The organism is Bradyrhizobium sp. SZCCHNR1002 (genome assembly GCF_032381435.1).
GTDB classification, from domain to species: Bacteria; Pseudomonadota; Alphaproteobacteria; order Rhizobiales; family Xanthobacteraceae; genus Bradyrhizobium; species Bradyrhizobium aeschynomenes.
The window spans coordinates 1,270,917-1,290,877 of sequence record NZ_JAUHIS010000001.1 but is presented as its reverse complement, the minus strand read 5'-3'; the positions used below and the strand labels follow the sequence as shown (position 1 = coordinate 1,290,877).

The 19,961-nt window shown below is 65.3% G+C and carries 17 protein-coding genes and 1 tRNA gene; 7 read left to right on the top strand and 11 right to left on the bottom strand.

Features of this window, described 5'->3' with window-relative positions; all coding sequences use genetic code 11:
• Positions 1-12 precede the first annotated feature (12 nt).
• The 5 genes from plsX to QX108_RS05740 all read left to right on the top strand — a co-directional run bounded on the left by plsX (position 13) and on the right by QX108_RS05740 (position 3,526).
• Positions 13-1,074, top strand: coding sequence for a phosphate acyltransferase PlsX (gene plsX / locus QX108_RS05760; protein ID WP_315780525.1), 1,062 nt, complete (start codon positions 13-15; stop codon positions 1,072-1,074).
• Positions 1,071-2,045 (top strand): beta-ketoacyl-ACP synthase III, encoded by a 975-nt coding sequence (locus tag QX108_RS05755; RefSeq protein WP_172109710.1) that lies wholly within the window; start codon positions 1,071-1,073, stop codon positions 2,043-2,045. The genes plsX and QX108_RS05755 overlap by 4 nt, the downstream gene beginning before the upstream one ends.
• 134 nt (positions 2,046-2,179) lie before the next feature.
• Positions 2,180-2,536, top strand: a complete 357-nt coding sequence (locus QX108_RS05750; protein ID WP_172109709.1) for an integration host factor subunit alpha — start codon at positions 2,180-2,182, stop codon at positions 2,534-2,536.
• A gap of 114 nt (positions 2,537-2,650) precedes the next feature.
• Positions 2,651-3,214 (top strand): MerR family transcriptional regulator, encoded by a 564-nt coding sequence (locus tag QX108_RS05745; protein ID WP_315720495.1) that lies wholly within the window; start codon positions 2,651-2,653, stop codon positions 3,212-3,214.
• A 234-nt stretch (positions 3,215-3,448) separates the two neighbouring features.
• Positions 3,449-3,526, top strand: a tRNA-Pro gene (locus QX108_RS05740).
• Between the two features lie 52 nt (positions 3,527-3,578).
• Here QX108_RS05740 and QX108_RS05735 read toward each other — a convergent pair.
• Positions 3,579-3,731, bottom strand: a complete 153-nt coding sequence (locus QX108_RS05735; protein ID WP_315720494.1) for a hypothetical protein — start codon at positions 3,729-3,731, stop codon at positions 3,579-3,581.
• A 236-nt stretch (positions 3,732-3,967) separates the two neighbouring features.
• Between QX108_RS05735 and QX108_RS05730 the strand changes: the two genes are divergently transcribed.
• Positions 3,968-4,843, top strand: a complete 876-nt coding sequence (locus tag QX108_RS05730; protein WP_315780528.1) for a class I SAM-dependent methyltransferase — start codon at positions 3,968-3,970, stop codon at positions 4,841-4,843.
• A 110-nt stretch (positions 4,844-4,953) separates the two neighbouring features.
• Complete coding sequence (locus QX108_RS05725; RefSeq protein ID WP_315780530.1) at positions 4,954-5,835, top strand: AraC family transcriptional regulator; 882 nt, start codon at positions 4,954-4,956, stop codon at positions 5,833-5,835.
• A gap of 518 nt (positions 5,836-6,353) precedes the next feature.
• Here QX108_RS05725 and QX108_RS05720 read toward each other — a convergent pair.
• The 10 genes from QX108_RS05720 to QX108_RS05675 form a co-directional block, all read right to left on the bottom strand.
• Positions 6,354-7,913 (bottom strand): oleate hydratase, encoded by a 1,560-nt coding sequence (locus QX108_RS05720; protein WP_315780532.1) that lies wholly within the window; start codon positions 7,911-7,913, stop codon positions 6,354-6,356.
• A gap of 115 nt (positions 7,914-8,028) precedes the next feature.
• A complete protein-coding gene (locus QX108_RS05715; RefSeq protein WP_315780534.1) occupies positions 8,029-9,588 on the bottom strand; it encodes an oleate hydratase in 1,560 nt (519 codons plus the stop codon).
• Positions 9,585-9,929, bottom strand: coding sequence for a hypothetical protein (locus QX108_RS05710; protein WP_315780536.1), 345 nt, complete (start codon positions 9,927-9,929; stop codon positions 9,585-9,587). Before QX108_RS05710 ends, QX108_RS05715 begins: the two co-directional genes overlap by 4 nt.
• A 76-nt stretch (positions 9,930-10,005) precedes the next feature.
• Entirely contained in the window at positions 10,006-13,452 is a 3,447-nt protein-coding gene (locus tag QX108_RS05705) for a glycosyltransferase (protein ID WP_315799389.1), read from the bottom strand.
• Positions 13,453-13,700: 248 nt separating this feature from the next.
• Entirely contained in the window at positions 13,701-15,176 is a 1,476-nt protein-coding gene (locus tag QX108_RS05700) for an ABC transporter ATP-binding protein (RefSeq protein ID WP_315780584.1), read from the bottom strand.
• A gap of 50 nt (positions 15,177-15,226) precedes the next feature.
• Positions 15,227-15,910 carry an isochorismatase family cysteine hydrolase gene (locus QX108_RS05695; RefSeq protein WP_315720489.1) on the bottom strand — a complete coding sequence of 228 codons (684 nt, stop codon included), beginning with the start codon at positions 15,908-15,910 and terminating at the stop codon, positions 15,227-15,229.
• Positions 15,911-16,109: 199 nt separating this feature from the next.
• Positions 16,110-17,036: an ABC transporter permease gene (locus QX108_RS05690; protein ID WP_315720488.1), complete on the bottom strand. Its 927-nt coding sequence runs from the start codon at positions 17,034-17,036 to the stop codon at positions 16,110-16,112.
• 3 nt (positions 17,037-17,039) lie between these two features.
• Positions 17,040-18,149: an ABC transporter permease gene (locus QX108_RS05685; RefSeq protein WP_315720487.1), complete on the bottom strand. Its 1,110-nt coding sequence runs from the start codon at positions 18,147-18,149 to the stop codon at positions 17,040-17,042.
• Positions 18,146-19,255, bottom strand: coding sequence for a BMP family ABC transporter substrate-binding protein (locus tag QX108_RS05680; RefSeq protein ID WP_315720486.1), 1,110 nt, complete (start codon positions 19,253-19,255; stop codon positions 18,146-18,148). The genes QX108_RS05685 and QX108_RS05680 overlap by 4 nt, the downstream gene beginning before the upstream one ends.
• Positions 19,256-19,752: 497 nt before the next feature.
• Positions 19,753-19,908 carry a hypothetical protein gene (locus QX108_RS05675; protein ID WP_315720485.1) on the bottom strand — a complete coding sequence of 52 codons (156 nt, stop codon included), beginning with the start codon at positions 19,906-19,908 and terminating at the stop codon, positions 19,753-19,755.
• Between the last annotated feature and the right edge of the window lie 53 nt (positions 19,909-19,961).

The window sequence follows — 19,961 nt, the reverse complement described above, 5'->3', positions numbered from 1 at the left end:
TTCCGGGACGTCATGCCTCAAAAGGTTCGAATCGCGCTGGACGCCATGGGCGGGGATTTCGGCGCGGCCGTCGTCATTCCCGGAGCTGCGATTGCGCTGAGCCGCCATCCGGACGCGGAGTTTCTGCTGTTCGGTGACAGTGCCAAGATTGCTCCCGAGCTCGACCGGCATCCGCGGCTGAAGGCGGTCTCGCGCGTCGTTCACACCGACGTCGCCGTCAGCATGGAGGACAAGCCCAGCCAGGCGCTGCGGCGCGGCCGGAAAACCTCCTCGATGTGGATGGCGATCGAGGCCGTCAAGAAGGGCGAGGCGGACGTCGCGATCTCCGCCGGCAATACCGGCGCGCTGGTGGCGATGGCGCGGTTCTGCCTGCGGACCCTCGACGGCATCGACCGGCCGGCGCTGGCGGCGATCTGGCCGACGATGCGCGGCGAATCGGTCGTGCTCGACCTCGGCGCGACGATCGGCGGCGACGCCCGGCATCTGGTGGCGCTGTCGGTGATGGGCGGCGCACTGGCGAGCGTGCTGTTCAACAAGCCCAGGCCGACCGTCGGCCTGCTCAACATCGGCGTCGAGGAGATCAAGGGCCACGAGGAGATCCGCGAGGCGGCCGAGCAGCTGCGCGCGATGAACCTGCCGCAGCTCGACTATATCGGCTTCGTCGAGGGTGACGGCATCGGCAAGGGCGCGGCCGACGTGGTCGTGACCGAAGGCTTCAGCGGCAACATCGCGCTGAAGGCGGCCGAGGGGACGGCGCGCCAGGTCGCGGAATTCCTGCGCGGCGCCATCCAGGCCAGCTTTTTGGCCCGGATCGGCTATCTTTTCGCGCGCGGCGCCTTTGCCGCGCTGCGCGCCCGGCTCGACCCGCGCAAGTCCAATGGCAGCGTGGTGCTCGGGCTCAAGGGCATCGTGGTCAAGAGCCATGGCGGAACCGATGCCGAGGGCTTTGCCTCGGCCGTGCGGGTTGGCTATGAGATGGCCCGCTACGATCTCCTGACCAAGATCACTCAAACACTCAATCGCGACGGCGGCGCATTGGCGTCCGAACCGGTCGCCCAGGAGGCTGTCTCGTGACAATTCGTTCGGTCGTGCTCGGCTGTGGCTCCTATCTCCCGCAGCGGGTCGTGACCAATGCCGAGCTGGCAAGCCGCATCGAGACCTCCGACGAGTGGATCGTTCAGCGCACCGGCATCCGTGAGCGCCATGTCGCAGCCGACGGCGAGTTCACGTCGCATCTCGCGATCAATGCCGCCCGCGCCGCGCTCGCCGCAGCCGACGTCGATCCGCAATCGATCGACCTGATCGTGCTGGGCACCTCGACCCCGGACAACACCTTTCCGGCCACCGCGGTGGCCGTGCAGAACGGGCTCGGCATCAATCATGGCGCGGCCTTCGACCTGCAGGCGGTGTGCTCCGGCTTCGTCTATGCGCTGGCGACCGCCGACAATTTCCTGCGCAGCGGATCGTTCAAGCGGGCGCTGGTGATCGGCGCGGAGACCTTCTCGCGCATCCTCGACTGGAACGACCGCACCACCTGCGTGCTGTTCGGCGACGGCGCCGGTGCGCTGGTGCTGGACGCGCAGCAGCAGGGCGAGGGCGCTGCCGGCCGCGGCGTGCTGACCACCCATCTGCGCTCCGACGGCCGCCACAAATCCAAGCTCTATGTCGACGGCGGTCCGTCCTCGACCCAGACGGTCGGCCATCTCCGGATGGAAGGCCGCGAAGTGTTCAAGCATGCCGTCGGCATGATCACCGACGTGATCGTCGATGCCTTCGAGGCCACCGGCCAGTCGGCCGAGACCATCGACTGGTTCGTGCCGCACCAAGCCAACAAGCGAATCATCGACGCCTCCGCACATAAGCTGCACATCGCCCCCGAAAAGGTGGTCCTGACGGTCGATCGGCACGGAAATACCTCGGCTGCCTCGATTCCACTGGCCCTCGACGTCGCCGTCAAGGACGGCCGCATCAAGAAGGGCGACCTCGTTCTGCTCGAGGCCATGGGCGGCGGCTTCACCTGGGGCTCGGCGCTGGTGCGCTGGTGAGCCATTCCGCCGGACGAGATTGCTTGGGACGACCTGCGCTGCGGCATGCAGTTCCGTTCACGCTGCTGTTGACCATCGCCGCTTAACCTCTTAATTTCCGGGCCGAATTATTCGCCGTGAGTGTGGGGCAGGCGATGGCGGGAACCGGAAAAACAGTTACACGCGTCGATCTCTGCGAGGCCGTCTACCAAAAGGTCGGACTGTCGCGGACGGAGTCGTCTGCGTTCGTCGAGCTGGTCTTGAAGGAGATCACCGACTGCCTGGAGCGCGGCGAGACGGTGAAGCTGTCGTCGTTCGGGTCGTTCATGGTGCGCAAGAAGGGTCAGCGCATCGGACGCAACCCCAAGACCGGCACCGAGGTGCCGATCTCGCCCCGGCGGGTCATGGTGTTCAAGCCGTCGGCGATCCTGAAGCAGCGCATCAACGGCCAGCCGGCCTCCGGCAAGATGAACGGCGAGGCCAGCGCCGAGTTCGGCGCCGAGCCGGAATAGGGCCGTTCGGCGTGGCCTGAGGGCCGGAGTCGGCGTCGCATGCGTTCAATTCGTCCAATATCGTCAGCGTAGTCGTCGCGTTTCTTGGCAGCACGATCGAAGGGGAACGGGCATTTGGACAAGGCGCCCGATGCGTTTCGGACGATCAGCGAGGTCGCGCAGGAGCTCGACATCCCGCAGCACGTGCTGCGGTTTTGGGAGACGCGGTTCGCCCAGATCAAGCCGATGAAGCGGAGCGGCGGCCGGCGCTATTACCGGCCCGACGACGTCGATCTTCTCAAGGGCATCCGCCGTCTGCTCTACAGCGAAGGCTACACGATCAAGGGCGTGCAGCGCATCCTGAAGGAACACGGCGTCAAGTCGGTCCAGGGGCTGGCGGATACCTCCGCGGCCGTCTCCTTCGGCGCGCTCGAGGAGACCCTCGGCCAGGCGATGATGGAGGAGGAGCCGCTCAGCGAGGAGGAGGTCGAATCGGAGGATGAAGAGGAGGAGGCCTCCGAGGAGGAGGGCATCGATTTCCGCTTCGTCGACACCGAGGACGACATTCTCGACACCTTCCGTGTCGGCCCGCCCACCCGTGCCGGCATGAAGCCGGAGGAGCGCGAAAAGCTCGAAGGCGTGCTCAAAGAGCTCGTCGACTGCCGCGCGCTGCTCGACCGCGCGATGAAGGAGGTCTGAGGGAGCCTCCGCGTGCCAACGGGCGGATTCGTTCGCTTCGGCGCGCATCGCGCCTTGGCTCACCCCCGATCCCAAGGTTTCGGAGCAGAGAGCGCGCGACGAGCTGCGCCCCTCCCCCTTGCGGGGAGGGGGCAGGGGTGAGGGGCGCCAACCTCCGCTCCCTCCATGAGCCCCCACGAAACCCGCCCGCCGTACCTTGCATCCCATCCCGATCACGGCTACAGGATCGGCCATCGGAGCGTGGCGCAGCCCGGTTAGCGCACTAGTCTGGGGGACTAGGGGTCGTGGGTTCGAATCCCGCCGCTCCGACCATTTTTCGAGATGCGATCTGGCTCGTTGGAGTTCGCTTTGTCCCGAGCGGCGATCAGAGCAATTCGACGTAAGGCCTCAGCAGGTTGACGGTTTCGAGCAAACCATCGGCCTCCATTTCCAGAAGCAGCGGCTGACCTTCCGTTAAAGATGAGCGCGAGGCTGACGAAGGCAGGCTGACCGAGCGGAAGCCGATTGAGCCGACCAAGCCTGTCTGGTCGGGCTGACGGGGCGTGATCAAGGCGTGGAGAGAAGCCGCTTGGCAAGATGATCTCGCGAGACAGCAGCAAGACGCCAAACGCGTTGGAGCGATCAACGCGTGCATGCTCTCAGCGACACTGGCTTTTCAACGTGCTGACGGCTGCTTAAACTCCGCGGCGGCTCCCGGTGCGCTGGCTCGCGTCAGAGGCCATTTTCGTTTCTGTCATTGCTGTCGAGTTCCTCATGGACGCCGCCGTCGTCGATACCTCTTTTGGCCATTTCGAGAACGCCGAGCAGATCGCCTTCTGGAACGGCGCGGGCGGCGAGCGTTGGGTGGCGCGGCGGGCGGAGCTGGATGCGATGCTGGCGCCGGTGCAGGACGCGCTGCTGGAGCGGGCGGCCATTCAGCCGAACGAGCGGGTGCTCGACATCGGCTGCGGCTGCGGCGCCACGCTGATCGCCGCGGCGGACCAGGTCGGCCGGGGCGGCAGCGTGCTCGGCCTCGACGTCTCCGCCGCCATGTTGACCGCGGCACATGAGCAGGCGCCGGCCGAGGCGCCCGTCAGCTTCGTGCAGGCCGATGCCATGGTGCATCACTTCAAGGCCGCGAGTGCCGATCTGGTGATCTCGCGTCTCGGCGTGATGTATTTCGCCGATCCCGTGCGCGCCGTGCTGAACATTCGCACGGCCCTGCGCTCCGAGGGGCGGGTCGCATTCGCCTGCTGGGGTGAGCTGCGCGACAACCCATGGGCGCTGGAGCCGCTGCAGGCGGCCTATGATCACGTGCCGAAGCTGCCGGGTCTGCGGCCGCACGCGCCGGACGATTTTGCGTTCGGCACGGCCGAGTGGGTGGAGAAGGTGCTGACCGACGCGGGGCTGCGCCGCGTCCGCCTCGAGCGCTGCGACGTCGCGTTGGATCTCGGCGCCGGCGGCGGTCTCGATGCCGCCGTGCAGACGGCGCTCGCGATCGGGCCCGCCGGCCGCGCCGTCGCCGGGCAACCGACCGAGGCGGCGGAGGCCGCGACATCGGCGGTGAGAAAGGCGCTCGGGCGGTACGCCAAGGCGCACGGCGTGATGGTGCCCGCTTCGTTCTGGACCGTGACCGCCGTCGATCCCTGACACGGGCCGGAGACCACCAGCGCGCTCTGCACCCTCGACAACGCCGCAAGATCGGTCGAGCGCGCGATATCCGGGCGCGATTAGCTTGTGCTGCCACGGAGCTCGGAACGATGAAGGCGGCGCTGCGAAACCACCATGCCCGGATGCAACGGGTGCTCGATCACATTGACCGGCACCTCGACGATGATCTGGATCTCGATACGCTGAGCGGCATCGCAGCCTACTCGAAATATCACTTCCACCGGCAGTTCACCGCGACCTTCGGTCTGTCCGTGCATCGCTACATCCAGCTCGCCCGTATGAAGCGTGCGTCCTACCAGCTGGCCTACAGCGATGCCCAGAGCGTCACCGATGTCGCGATGGATGCCGGCTACGACGCACCGGATGCCTTCGCCCGCGCCTTTCGGCAACGGTTCGGGCAGACGCCGTCGTCGTTTCGGAAGTCTCCCGACTGGGAGCTGTGGCTTGCGGCCTTCGGGCCTTTCGACGATGCGAGGAGCAAGCTGATGCAGAAAACCTTCACCGCCCATGACGTCACGGTGCGCGACGTGCCTGCCACGCGCGTGGCCATCATCGAGCACCGCGGCGATCCGGCGACGCTCGGCGCCACGATCCAGCGCTTCATCGCGTGGCGCAAGACCGCCGGCCTGCACCCCAGGATCAGCCCGACCTTCAATGTCTGGCGCTCCGAGCGTCGTCCGGCATCGCCTGCGGATTACAGCGTCGACCTCTGTGTCGGGACGGACCAGCCGATCGCGGCGCATGGCGAGGACGTCAAGGCCGGCGAGATCCCCGGCGGACGCTGCGCCGTGCTTCGCGTCGTCGGCAACACCCACAATCTGGAGCCGGCCGCCCTCTTTCTCTATCGCGACTGGCTTCCGGCCAGCGGCGAGGAGGCCCGTGACTTCCCGATCTATTGCCAGCGGCTGAGCTTCTTCCCGGAGGTTCCAGAGCACGAGACGGTGGCTGACCTGTTCCTACCGTTGAAATAGCGTTCGAGGCGGCCCGTCCGTCTGAAGACCTGCGGCGGCCCGTTCGTCGATCCGTTTCGACCAGTGCCGGCGCACTTTTGAAAGGTTCCAGTTCCATCCGCGGAACCGGGGCCTGTGCCTTCGCGTTGATGCGCCGGAGAAGCCGGGGCCCACACCCTGGCATTGAACCTTTGCGCGCACGCGCGCACCAACCTGGTGTTCGACTCGCCGCAGAGTCGGGTTTTCAGGAAATTTCAGACGGATGTCGGGGTTCACCTCGATGTGCTGCTCATTGTCGTTCAAGGAGGCGCGTATGGTCCTCAGGACTTTGAAAGTTTCGCTGTCCGTTTTCGCCGCTGCAACGTCGGTGGTGTCGCTATTCGCCGTCGGCTGGGTGGGTCTCGCGCTGCTCGGCTACTGATAAGTTCACGGAATGATGCATAGAGACGCACCGGCGTCTCATGTCCTGCAAGGCGCGCCCGGATCAAGCCTGATCCGGGCGCGCTTGTTTTTGCGGATGCGAGAGGAGCGCTCCGGTTCTACGCGAACGCCTTCTCCACGGTTTCGATCAGCACGCGGAACGATTTGTCATGGCGCGTGATCGGCGGAATCGCCCGGGTGATGCCGAGCAGCTGATAGACCGCCATCTGCGCCGCGCGCACCGAATATTCCACCGTGAACACGACGTCGTCGGGGATCTCGACGAACTGGCTGACGAAAGCGAGGTTCTTCGAATTCGCCGGCACCGGCAGCGGGCGGTCGCTCCTGCTTCGCGGCATGAACATGCTGGTGATGTAAGGCAGGCGGCAGGGCACGCAGGTCGCCGCTTCGAACACCGCCAGATCGAAGTTGAGGTGACCGCAGAGCTCCTTGAGAATGTCGGCGCCGCCGCAATCGGCCATCGCCTTCCCAACGAAATTGCCGATGCGGTCGGGATGCAGCGCATAGCCCCAGAACACCTGCACATCGTCAGGTTGACCGGCGAAATGCGGCTGGTGATACAGCACGACCGACATCAACCAGTTGGACTCGGTGAAGGTGACGAGCCCGCCGGTGCCGGCCGCGTTGCCGCTGAACGTCTCCATCGCGTCGAAGAAGCGCGGATTGCGGCAGGTGACGGTGAAGGACTCCCAGCAGGATTCCGGGATTGATGAGTTGAACGCGGCGGGATTGCCGAACTCCGGACGCCCCCTCGCGATCTTCTCCCACAGCGCCCAGCCCTGGCTGTCCTGCTTGCTGAGCCGCGGCGGCGGCGCATCCTGGGTGCCGAGGCTGGTCGCGTCCGTCATCGAGCCGTTCTGCAGGAAGACCAGGTCGTCGCTCGAAAGTGCGATCGTCTCCGGCCTGCCGCTGCGATCGAGCTCGAGGCGCTTCACGACGTGCTTGCCGCCCTCCGTCTCGATCGCGATGTCGGTGACATCCACGCCGCCGGCGAAATGGACGCCGTGACCCTCGAGCCATTTGACCAGCGGCACCACGATCGCATCGTACTGATTGAACACGGTGCGCTTGACGCCGGCCAAGGTCTCGATGCGCGGAAACTCGTTCATGAAGCGATGCAGATAGCGCTTGAACTCGACCGCGCTGTGCCACGGCTGGAACGCAAACGTCGTCTGCCACATGTACCAGAAGTTCGTGGTGAAGAACGGCGGCGACAGCCAGTCGGTGATGCGGGACTTGCCGAGCTTTTCCTCGGACGCCTCCGTCAGCCTGACCAGCTCGAGCCGGTCCTGCATCGAGAATCCCATCGTGGACACGTCGATCTTGTGCCGGTTGCGATCGACGAGGCGCGCCTGCGAATGCGCGACGTGGTCCCTGTTGAAGGCGATGGTTTCGTCGCGCACGGTGCGGCTGGGATCGCTCGCGCCGGGAATGGTCGAGAGCAGGTCCCACGTGCATTCGTAGTGGTCGGTCGTCAGCATGCGGCCGCCGCGCAGCGAGAATGAGCCGTCGGGCAGTTGCGTGCCGTCGAGGCTGCCGCCGAACGGCAGATGCTTTTCGAAAATCGTGATGTCGCGTCCTGCCACGCCGCCGTCGCGGATCAGGAATGCCGCGCCTGCCAGCGCGCCGATGCCGCTGCCGATGAAATAGGCCTTCATGATGGTTCACCCGGATCGTCTGTACCGATCCGGGGATTAGCGGCCGTGTGTCGCGACGGAACTGATTCAGATCAACCGCGGCAGGCCACTGACGATCACAATCTCGCGCGCGAGGTCAGGCGAAGGATTTGATGGCGGCCTGCGCCAGCACCTTCAGCGATTTGTCCCACGGTGTGACCGGCGGAATGGCGCGATCGATGTTCATGAGCTGATACACCGCGTGCATGGCCCCGCGCACCGAATATTCGATGGTGAACACGGCATCCTCCGGCAGCTCGACGAACTGGCCGATGAAGGCGAGGTTCTGCGAATTGGCCGGCACCGGTAGCGGCCGGTCGCCCATGCTGCGCGGCATGAACTCGCTCATGATGTAGGGCATCCAGCACGGCACGCAGGTGGCCTCGTCGAACACGGTGAGCGGGAAGCGCAGATGCCCGCACAGCTCCTTCAGGATCTCGGCGCCTGTGCATTCCGACATCGGCTTGGGCACGAAATTGCCGACGCGGTCGGGGTAGAGTCCATAGCCCCAGAAGATCTGGATGCCCTCCGGCTGGTCCGGAAAATAGGGCTGAGTGTACAGCACGATCGACATCAGCCAGTTGGAGTCGGTGAAGGACACGAGGGCGCCGGTGCCGGCGACATTGCCGCTGAAATTCTGCATCGCATCGAAGAAGCGCGGATTGCGGCAGGTGACCGTGAAGGATTCGAAGCTGGATTCCGGGATGTTGGAGTTGAAGATCGCGGGATTGCCGAACTCGGGACGGCCGGCGGCGAGCTTCTCCCACAACGCCCAGCCGCGGCTGTCCTCCTTGGTCAATTGCTTCGGCGCGCTGTCATGGCTGCCGAGGCTGGTCGCATCGGTCATCGAGCCCGCCGTGTAGAACACGAGATCGTCGGGGGCGAGTTCGATGCTGCGGCTGGCGCCGTTCTGCGTCAGGTCGAGCCGCGTGGCGCGATGCCTGCCGTTCTCCGTGACGAGCGCGATGTCGGTGACATCGGCGCCGCCGACGAAGTTGACGCCGTGCTCCTGAAGCCAGCGCATCAGCGGCTTCACGATCGAGTCGTTCTGATTGTAGACCGTGCGCTTGACGCCGCCGAGCGTATTCATCGTCGGGAATTCGTTCATGAAGCGGCGCATGTAGCGCCTGAATTCGACCGCGCTGTGCCACGGCTGGAACGCGAACGCCGTCTGCCACATCAGCCAGAAATTCGTGGTGAAGAACGGCGGCGACAGCCAGTCGGAGATCAGCGAGTTGCCGAGCTTGTCCTCCGAAGTTTCGGTAAGCCTGGTCATCTCGATGCGGTCCTGCATCGAGAATCCCATGGTGGAGACGTCGACCTTGTGCCGGTTGCGGTCGACCAGCCGCGCCTGCGCATGCGTGACGTGCAGCTTGTTGAACATCTCGGTTTCGCTGAGGATGTTCTCGGACGGCTGCGAAGCGCTCGGGATCGTCGAAAGCAGATCCCAGGTGCACTCGTATTGCTCTGTTGTCAGCATGCGCCCGCCGCGCATCGAGTAGGAGCCGTCCGCAAGCCTGGCGCCGTCGAGACTGCCGCCATAGGGCAGGCGTTTCTCGAACAGGGTAATGTCGCGCCCGGCCACGCCGCCGTCGCGTATCATGAACGCTGCGCCTGAGAGTGAGCCGATGCCACCGCCGATGAAATAGGCCTTCATGATGTCGACCTGCTGTTTAAAGGTTTGAAGGAAAATGAGAAATATGCCGGCAGGCGCGGCCGGTCACCGGCCAAACAAAGCCCGCCGGAGCGCAATTTACCGCAGCGGGATGAATTAGTCGTCAACACGCTGAGGTCGTTTGCCCGGGTGCGGCGCAATGTCCCGGCATGGGCACGCGCCAGTCTTTCCGTTGTCATTGCGAGCGCAGCGAAGCTCATGCCGCCGATGCTGGGGGTCTTCAACGGCTCCCTCAGGCAGCGGCGACATCTTGTGGCGTGGCCGGCCAGCACCTCGACGAGCTGGCGCTGGCCGTTGCCGGAAACGCTGGCAATGCTGATCATGTCGCTGTGCCGATGGTCAGAGCCAGATCATGGACGGCGCAAGCGCCGGCGTCATCGCGCGTCAAGTCACAGCCGATCATCTCTTTACGAGTGTGGACAGAAGAGCTTGCACCGAACTTCTCCATGTCAGTCGATGGCGCATTGCGCCGAGCAATTCGAACGCATCGCGGAATGATGCTTCACGGTTGCGCAGCGTCGCCTCGATGGCATTCGCCCATTGTTCGACGTCGGGATCGGGGTTCGCGTCGTTTCCCGTCATCTCGACGCTCACGCGAGCGGCCACCTCGGCGGCCAACTGCTCTTTCAAGAGTTCGGCGAGTCCACTCTGACTGCTAAGGAGGATAGGGTGGCCCGACACGATCGCCTCAAGCCCAACAAGACCAAATCCCTCGCTCCGCGATGGCATCAGCACAAGACTCGATGAACGCAGGTCCCGATCCAGGGTCTCCGGGTCGGTCGAGTAGTTGCGGACCGTGATGAGTAGACCCGGTGCTGCCGCCCATTCCGACAATCTGGTCTGCAGGCCATCTGCATCTGCAGGTTTTGCCCCGCGAACGACGAGTTCGATTCCCGGCAACCCGTGGGGGCGACGCTTGAAGACCCGGCCGATCGCAGCCGCAGCGATATCCAGGCCTTTGAGCTTTTCATCCTCGGCCCGGCCCAACAGAAGAATCTTCCAGGGCGCACCAGGCGGTGGCGTTCGGGCCGAGCTCACCGCCGAATCGAAGCCCGGGTCGAAGCGCAGAGGCTCCGGCGTGCCGAACGGATGCAGGTCGCGCAGAAAGCGGTTGCAAAGCCGCGGTCCCACGGCGACCGCCCGATGGGCCGTGTGTGCGAGGTCGAGCTCGAGTTTCGTGCGGTCTTCCGCACGCTGCCCGGCAGGCAGCTCGCGGTCGAACTTGTGCCATTCGATCTCGTCCGGTGCCATGTGCAGAAAATGCAGACGCTTTGCGCCCGGGAAGACATCCTCCGCCAGTCGCAGGGCTGCCGGTCCGGTGATCCGGCCGTGACCGATCACGTAGTCCGGTTTGTAGTCCAGACCGAGATCAGAGGGGCGGCGCGCGAGCCATTCCCGCTCATCCACACCAGACGTGGCGCGGGCCGCGACGAGCCGCACACCCAACGATGCGGCCTCGTCGATGTCCTTCTGGGCGGGAGCGATGGCAAGGCAGCTGACATCGGCACCCGACGCGGAAAGCGCGATGCAAAGTTGCCGGTTGAAGGTGCTGAGGCCACCCTGACCCGAAGCCCATTCCGTCCCGACGGTGAGAATCCGTATCCGATCAGCCTGCACCACCTGCGCGACGTCTGCGCCGGTCCGGTGTTGCGGCAAGACAGGCGTGCCGTGCTGGGGACGGATGACTGGGGCCGAAAGCCCTGACAGGCTCGGCGGCAGGATTGGGAATTCGAGCGCCGGGTTCGGCTCCGAGAGCGTAGCGACGCGCGTATCCCACTCTCGGATCAACGCGCGCTCCATGGTTGCGGCGTCTCGCGGCAATGGTCCGTCGATGTAAAGTTCGGCAAGCGCGTGTCCGCGAGCGAGATCGCCCGTCCTGAGGGCTATCGAAGCCGCAAGCCAAGTATTGCCTGCCCGTGTGTCATAGATCCAGTTGATTGGAAATCTGTCGAGAGCCTTTTGGGCCTCTTCCGGTTGTTCTGCTCCCAACCAACAGAAGGCCTCATGGAGCGCCAGATGGAGGTAATTCGGAAATCTCCGTCTCGCGATCTGCGCCCGCTCGGCTCCACCCCTCCATTCTCCCGCCCGCTCGTGGAGAATGACGTTTGCCAGGGCCACCTGCTGTTCAAGGTCACCTGCCGCTTCAGCCCAGTCTCTGACACGCGTCAGATCAGCAACAGTTGGCGTAGCAGCAGCACACGCCAGCACCTGCTCGGTCAGACGCGCCTTGTTCTGCCCCTTTATGAACGCTGCCCCCTCAAGTAGCGTTTCGATCGCCTCCACGTCGCGTCCCACATGATTCAACGCGAAGCCATAAACCTGATAGACGGAGTAGAGGTTCTTCGCCGGGTGCACCGCCGCAACGGCTTCAGGCCCAAGGGCAATGACCGCCTCCGGTCCGTGCACGAGTTCAGTGAGCTGCATTCGCAGGACCCATGGAGTGCTGAAATCCTGGCCGACCGTCGCGCGGGCCGCATGACCGAGCGCTCGCACCATATCATCGCGTTCACCGCGCAGCTCCAACCGACGGGCAAGATGGAATTCCGCAGCAGCCGGTCCCGGCTGCTCGAGAATGAGTTCGAGCAGTGAAATCTGAGCATCCCGCTCCGCCTCGGTCGATGGCATGCGGGCGCCCCAGTCGAACCGGCGCTCGATATACGGGCGGACGACTTTGACCGCCTCCAGCAGGGCATCACGGGCCTCAGCCGCCAGCAAGTGATGACGCACGGCGCCAAGGTGCTTCGCGATCGCCGCATCATCGCTCCTCGCGACTGCCTCGCCCAGCTGCGCTGCATGCCAGCGACCCACGCGCAGGTTTGCGACGCAGAACGCAGCCTTGTCGCGTGTCAGGCGCGGCAGTTCGACCTCGCGGACCAACGGGTGTGCAAGGCGAAGCGACTTCCGCTGGTCAACGAGAAATCGCTTCTGCAATTCGGCAAGTAGTGTCTGCACGTTGCCCAGATGCGCGGCCAACGCTCCGAGCAGGCCGATGGGCGCGGGTTCCAACAGGATGGAGAGATCGCGCAGGAATTCGCCGGCGGCGTTGGACAGACCTTCTTTTGCCCGATCGAGCAGACTGCGCTCGATCTGCTCGGACAGCTCCTCGAGGGCCAATCCCTCCTGAACGGCCTGAGGCTGTCCGATCAGTTCTTCCAATGCATAGCTGCGCATCAGATTGCCAAGCAGCCGTAGGGCTCGTGGATTGCGCCCGAACCGCGAGGCAATCTCGGCGTGGCGGCTTGCGGGGAGGCGTTCGGCCGCATCCGCCGTCCCCAGCGCCTCGACCACGATCCGCACCACGTCAGCCGTGTCGTCGGGGGGCTCGAGCACTGCCGTGTGGAATGGCTCGCTCCACACGGGGTCGACGTTCCGGTTCGTGAGCAGCCAAAGGCAACCGCCATCTGGCGGCCGACGTGCGAGTTTCTGCAGCTGCTCCGCGTATGGCTCGGGGGGAATGCCGCACGGGATCTGCAAGAGGCGTTGAAACTCGTCGATCACGACGAGGCCGCCAGCGCGAAGCACGTGCCGCACGCCGCTCACAAAACTCGGCTCCCTCGCCACCTGGCCCGCGAGGTCGAGCGCAGCTGTATCCCGCAGAGCCTCGGTGAGGACCCCGAGCAATTCCTGATCGAGTTGCGTCGGACGTGCCGGCACATCGAAATGCATGGCCGGGAAGCCCTCGGCACGGGCAGACCCGACGAGAGGCAGGGCAACTCTTTCAGATTTCCCGGTTCCGGAGAATCCGACCAGGATCGCCGCCGGGCGACGACGCTCGCGGAAGGTTGCCCATAAGTCCGCGGCGACAGCCTGACGTCGCACTCCCGATAGTCCCTGAAGTTCGTTCAACGCTGCCCCCAGACCGAGCACGGGCAAGATTGGCCGAGCAATCAAAGATTTAATGCAAGGCCGGCCGGCAATGAAGATGTTTGTCGCTGGAGTGCTGGCGCCTTGAACAGCTGTTTTCGCTCGGCCGCTCTATCGCAGTGCAACCTGCACCTGTGTCGGGCATGTCGCCCGACTTTGACCGCTGCCTTGGGAATGATGAGGGCAGGATACCCGCGACTGCGGAACCGATGGGGCTTTGTTGGTCCCCCTCAGTGCCCCGCCATGTGCCGGCCGAGCTCGGTGAGGTCGGCGTCGCTCGCCCGGGTCTCGTAGACCAGCTGGCCGTGAAACATCACCAGCAGGCGGTCCGAAAGCTCCAGCAACTCGTCGAGATCCTCGCTGACCAGCAGCACCGCGGCGCCGCGGTTGCGGGCGGCCATGATCTCGGCGTGGATCTGGGCGACGGCCGCGAAGTCGAGGCCGAAGCAGGGGTTGGCGGCGATCAGCACCTCGACGTCGTGGCCGAGCTCGCGCGCCAGCACCGCGCGCTGCACGTTGCCGCCCGACAGCGCCGAGATCGGCGTATCCGGCGTGCGGGTCTTGATCTTGTAGCGGTTGATCTTGCTGGTGGCGTCCTTGCGGAAGGCGGATTTGTTCAGCCACCAGCCGCCGCTGGCGAACGGGGCGCGGTCGAACTCGCGCAGCGCGATGTTGTCGGCGACGCTCATGCCGCCGACACAGGCATTCTTCAGCGGCTCCTCGGGCAGCAGCGACATCTTGTGCCGCCGCATCTCCTCGCGGCTCGCGGAATAGGGCGCGCCCGACACGCGGACGGCGCCGCTCTCGGCCTCGCGCTGGCCGGCGAGCACCTCGACCAGCTGGCGCTGGCCGTTGCCGGAGACGCCGGCGATGCCGACGATCTCGCCGGCGCGCACGGTGAGCGAAAGATCGTGCACGGCGAGGCCGCCGGCGTCGTCGCGCGCGACCAGCTTTTCGACTTCGAGCCTGACCTTGCCGGCCTCGCCGGTGCGCGACGGCTGCACCGTCAGCTGCTCGGCGCCGATCATCATCCGCGCCATGTCATCGGGCGTCAGCTCGGAGACCTTGCCGCGGCCCGCGAGCTTGCCGCGCCGGAGGATGGTGACCTCGTCGGCGAACGCCATCACCTCGCGGAATTTGTGCGTGATCATCAGGATGGTCAGCTCGCCGGCCTCGACCATCTTGCGCAGCATCCCCAGCACCTCGTCGGCCTCGCCCGGCGTCAGCACCGAGGTCGGCTCGTCCAGGATCAGGAAGCGGCGCTTGAGATAGAGCTGCTTGAGGATCTCGCATTTCTGGCGTTCGCCGGCCGAAATGTCAGAGACCTTTGCGTCGAGCGGCACGCGGAACGGCATGCGCGACAGGAACGCCTCCAGCTGCTGCTTCTCCTTAGGCCAATTCACCACCGCCGGCACATCGTCGCGCGCCAGCACCAGGTTCTCGGCCACGGTCATCGCCGGCACGAGAGTAAAATGCTGATAGACCATGCCGAGGCCGAGCGCGTGGGCGTCCTTCGGGTTGCTGATCGCGCGCTCGCGCTCGGCGATCAGCACGTCGCCCTCGGTCGGCCGGTAGTAGCCCATGATGCATTTGACCAGCGTCGACTTGCCGGCGCCGTTCTCGCCGAGCAGCGCGTGGAACGAGCCGGGGCGCACCTTGAGCTCGACATTGTCGAGCGCGGTGAACGCGCCGAAGCGCATCGTCATCGCGATGGCCTCGACGCCGAACGCGCCCGTTGGTGTCGGATCGTCGCCGATCACGACAGCGCCTCGATCAGCGCGGAGGAGGTTGCGACCGCGCCGAACACGCCGCCCTGCATCTTGATCATCTTCAGCGCGTGGTCGTGATTGCTTTGATCGGTGGCGCCGCAACAGTCCGACAGCAGCACGCATTCGAAGCCGCGATCATTGCCCTCGCGCATCGTGGTGTGGACGCAGACGTCGGTGGTGATGCCCGTGAGCACGATGTTCTGGATGCCCTTGAGGCGCAGGATCAGCTCCAGATCAGTGGCGCAGAACGAGCCCTTGCCGGGCTTGTCGATGATGATTTCGCCAGGCAGAGGAGCCAGATCCGGGATGATCTCCCAGCCGGGCTCGCCGCGCACCAGGATGCGGCCGCACGGTCCGGGATCGCCGATCCCGGCGCCGATCTGCTGCGAGCGCCAGCGCTTGTTGGCGGGCAGATCGGAGAGATCGGTGCGATGGCCCTCGCGGGTGTGGATGATCAGGAAGCCTTGCGCCCGCATCACCGTCAGCAGCTTCTTGATCGGCTCGATGGGGGCACGGGTCAGCGACAGATCATAGCCCATCTTGTCGACATAGCCGCCGACGCCGCAGAAATCGGTCTGCATGTCGATCACGATCAGCGCGGTATTCTCGGGGCGCAGATCGCCGTTGTAGGGCCAGGCGTAGGGCTCGGAGCGGATGGTGCGCGTTGTCATGCTGAGGCTCCCGTTAGCGTGTGTTGGGGCCTCATGGTTCGAGACGCGTCGCAAGGGCGACGCTCCTCACCATGAGGGTTTGGTTGGCCGGTCGCCGCGCAAAGACTCCTCATCCTGAGGAGGCCGCCAAAGGCGGCCGTCTCGAAGGATGGCCGCAGCAAGATTGCCTGCTTCAACATCTTCAGCCTGCCCACTGATATCACCGCGTGATCGACAGCTCGGCCGGCGCGCCACTCAGCGTGCGCTTGGGCGAGCAGGTGATGATCATGATGAGCAGCGTCAGGATGTAGGGCGCGGCGTTGAACAGATGATAGCCGGAGGTGACGCCGACCGATTGCAGGGCCGGTCCGAGCGCGGCGGCGCCGCCGAAGGCGAGCGAGGCCCACAGGCACAGCATCGGGTCCCAGCGCGCGAAGATCACGAGCGCGACCGCGGTGATGCCTTGTCCTGATGACAGGCCCTCGTTCCAGCTGCCGGGATAGAACAGCGACAGGAACGAGCCGCCGATGCCGGCGAGGAAGCCGCCGGCCATGGTCGCACGCAGCCGGATCATCAGCACGGAGTGGCCCATCGCGCGCGCCGCATCCGCGCTCTCGCCTGCGGTGCGGATCAGGAGGCCCCAGCGCGTGGTCTTGAACGCCCAGAACAGGATCGGCGCCAGCGCGACGCCGAGCAGGAACAGCACGTTGATGCGCAGCGCGGCGCGCACCTGCGGCACGTCGCTCCACCAGCCGAAATCGATCGCCGGCAGCCGCGCCGCGGTCGGCTCGATCAGCGGCTTGCCGAGGAAGAAGGCGAGCCCGGTGCCGAACAGCATCAGCGAAATGCCCACCGCGACGTCGTTGACGCGCGGCAGCGAGCAGATGCCGGCATGCAGCGCGCCCAGCAGCGCGCCGGTGAGGCCGGCGGCGAGCACCCCTAACCACGGCGAGCCCGAGAGATAGGAGATGCCATAGGCGCTCATCGCGCCCATCACCAGCGTGCCCTCGAGGCCGAGGTTGATGCGGCCGGAGCGCTCGGTGATGCATTCGCCCAAGCTGACAAACAGGAACGGCGTGGAGACACGGATGGCGCCGCCGAGCACCGCGAGCGGAACGGTCCAGAGTCCGATGTTGCCGTCAGCCATGGATCAGGACTTTCCCTTTAGGAAGCCGATGCGCCCGTACAGCGCGTCGCTCGCCAGCACCGAGATGAAGATGATCCCTTGCAGCACCAGCACGGAGGCATCGGGCAGGCCGAGCCGGCGCTGCAGCAGCCCGCCGGAAGCGTTGATGCCGCCGAGCAGGATCGCGACCGGGATGATCGCCAGCGGATTCTGCCGCGCCAGGAACGCCACGAGAATGCCGGTGAAGCCGTAGCCGACCGCGAGGTTCGCGTTGGTGCGGCCCTGCACCGCGGCGACCTCGACCATCCCTGCGAGGCCTGCGCAGGCTCCGGCCAAAAAGCACACGGTGAGGATCAGCTTGCCGACGGAGAGACCGACGATCTTCGCGGCGCGGATGTTGCCACCCGCCACGCGCGCGGCGAACCCGAACGTGGTGTGATAGATCAGCACGTAGGACGCGACCGCCAGGATCAGCCCGAACACCAGGCCCCAATGTACGTCGGTGCCCGGGATGGTCCCGATCATGTTGGCGGCGCCGATCTCGCGCGTCGACGGCTTGTTGAGGCTCGCCGGGTCGCGCATCACGCCTTCGACGAGATGGTTGAGGATCGCGAGCGCGATGTAGACCAGCAGCAGGCTGGAGATGGTCTCGTTGACGCCACGATACTGACGCAGGCCACCGGACAGCAGAATCCACAATCCTCCGCCGGTCATGCCGGCGATCACCATGGCGATCTGCACGACGAGCGGCGGCATCCCTTGCAGCGCCAGCGCCGCTGATGTGGCGGACAGCGCACCGATCAACAGCGCACCTTCGCCGCCGATGATCACCATGCCCAATTGCGCGGGCAGGGCGGTGCACAGCGCGGTGAGAATGAGCGGCGCGGCGCGGCTCAGCGTGTTCTGCCAGGAGAACCAGGTGCCGAACGCGCCGTAATACATGTACCAATAGAGATCGAGCGGGTTCTTGCCGAACAGCGCCACGAACCCGCCGAACACCAGGAGCGCGGCGACCAGCGCCGCGCCCGGAATGAGGATGTATTCAATGCTCGCGCCGTAACGCTGCAGGAAGCCTGCGTCGGCGGCCGGCGCGATGGCGGCCGCATCAACCGGATCGGCCGCCTCCGTGGTCACGACGTGGCTCCGATCACGCCCTCGACCAGATAGTCCATCTTCTCGAGCTCGGGATCCTTCTGGCCGCGCTCGGTGCCCGCGGTGATCACGGTGTTGCCCTTGTTGTCCTTGATCGGGCCCTTGAAGATCGTATAGCCGTCGCCGAGAAACTTGGCCTTGATCTCGTCGGCATGCTTGCGCGCAGCTTCCGAGACGGCCTCGCCATAGGGCGACACCTTGACCAGCTCTTCCTTCAAGCCGCCGCGATAGAAGTTCGGAATGCTCTCACCCGCGGCCAGCATCTTGACGAACTTCGGATACAGCGCCTCCCAGTTCCACTCGGCGCCGGTCAGATAGGCCTTCGGTGCCAGCGGCGACTGGTTGACGTGGTAGCCTGTCACGAAGGCGCCGCGGCGCGCGGCGTTCTCGACCATCGTCTTCGGACCGTCGACATGGCAGGTCAGCACGTCGACGCCCTGGTCGATCAGGCTGTTGGTCGCCTCGGCCTCCTTGACCGGCATCGACCAGTCGCCGGTGAAGATCACCTGGGTGGTGGCCTTGGGATTGGCGAGTTGGGCGCCGAGCGTGAAGGCGTTGATGTTGCGCAGCACCTGCGGGATGGGCTTGGCGGCGACGAAGCCGAGCTTGCCGCTCTTGCTGGTGTAGCCCGCGACGATGCCGGCGATGTACTGCGCCTCGTCGATGTAGCCGAAATAGGAGCCGGCGTTCTTCGGGTCCTTCTCGCTCCACAGGCCGCCGCAGTGCTCGAAGCGCAGCTTCGGGTACTTGTTGGCCATCTTGATCATGTGCGGGTTGTAGTAGCCGAACGAGGTCGGGAACAGCAGCGTGGCGCCGTCGAGATTGATCATCGACTCGATCGTCTTCTCGACCGCGTCGGTCTCCGGCACCTTCTCCTCTTCGATCACCTTCAGCCCGGGCAGCTTCTTCAGCGCCGCCGCGCCCTGCGCGTGCGCTTGGTTGTAGCCGTAGTCGTCGCGCGAGCCGACATAGATGAAGCCGATCGTCGTCTCCGCCGCGAAGGCCGGCCGCAGGCCCGCGGCTGCGCCGAGCGTCAGCGCCGCGCCACCCTGCAACAGATGCCGTCGTGAAATCCTGCCAAAGTCCATTGGTGTGCTCCCTCGGCGGGCTATCGTGCCCGCGCCTCTCGGCTTCGCCGGCACGGCGCAGCCTCGGCGGGGATCGCAAGCTTCGTGCCAGGGGCGTTTGGCCCGGCAGGAAACCTAAGCCACTGACGGACCACTGCTTTGTGATTGGCTGCGAATTGGGCAACGATTGCTGCGAACGAAATGTGGCCTAATTTTTAATCAATCGACTTCAATTGTATGCAACAAGTTCGGCGGAGCGAGACTGCCCTAGCGAGACCTCTGCGGTCAGCGCGCGTTCTGAAACGCGGTTGTGAGAACTCGGTCCGGAGACGGGAAACGGGTCTGCTCTCTCCACGTCATTGCGAGGAGCGCAGCGACGAAGCAATCCAGAGTCCCGTCAAGAGCCCTGGATTGCTTCGCTGCGCTCGCAATGACGGAGGAAACAGCGGCGCGCACGTGTCCACACGCCATGCTTGGCGAGGCCTTCTGTCACGTCATGACGATGCGCGTCGCGCCGATCAGATGCCGAGCAGCCAGACGGCGACGATGGTGCCGATCACGGCGAGCCCTGAGATGGTCCAGCCGGTGACATAGGCGCCGTCGCCGGGACCGGCCGGATCGACCATCGTGTCGCGCCAGCTCTCGTCCTGCCAGTGCCCCTGTTGGTACGCCATGCGAACCTCCTCGAGCCTGCCTCCCCACGGAATAAGTCGGAGCGCTGCCGCGC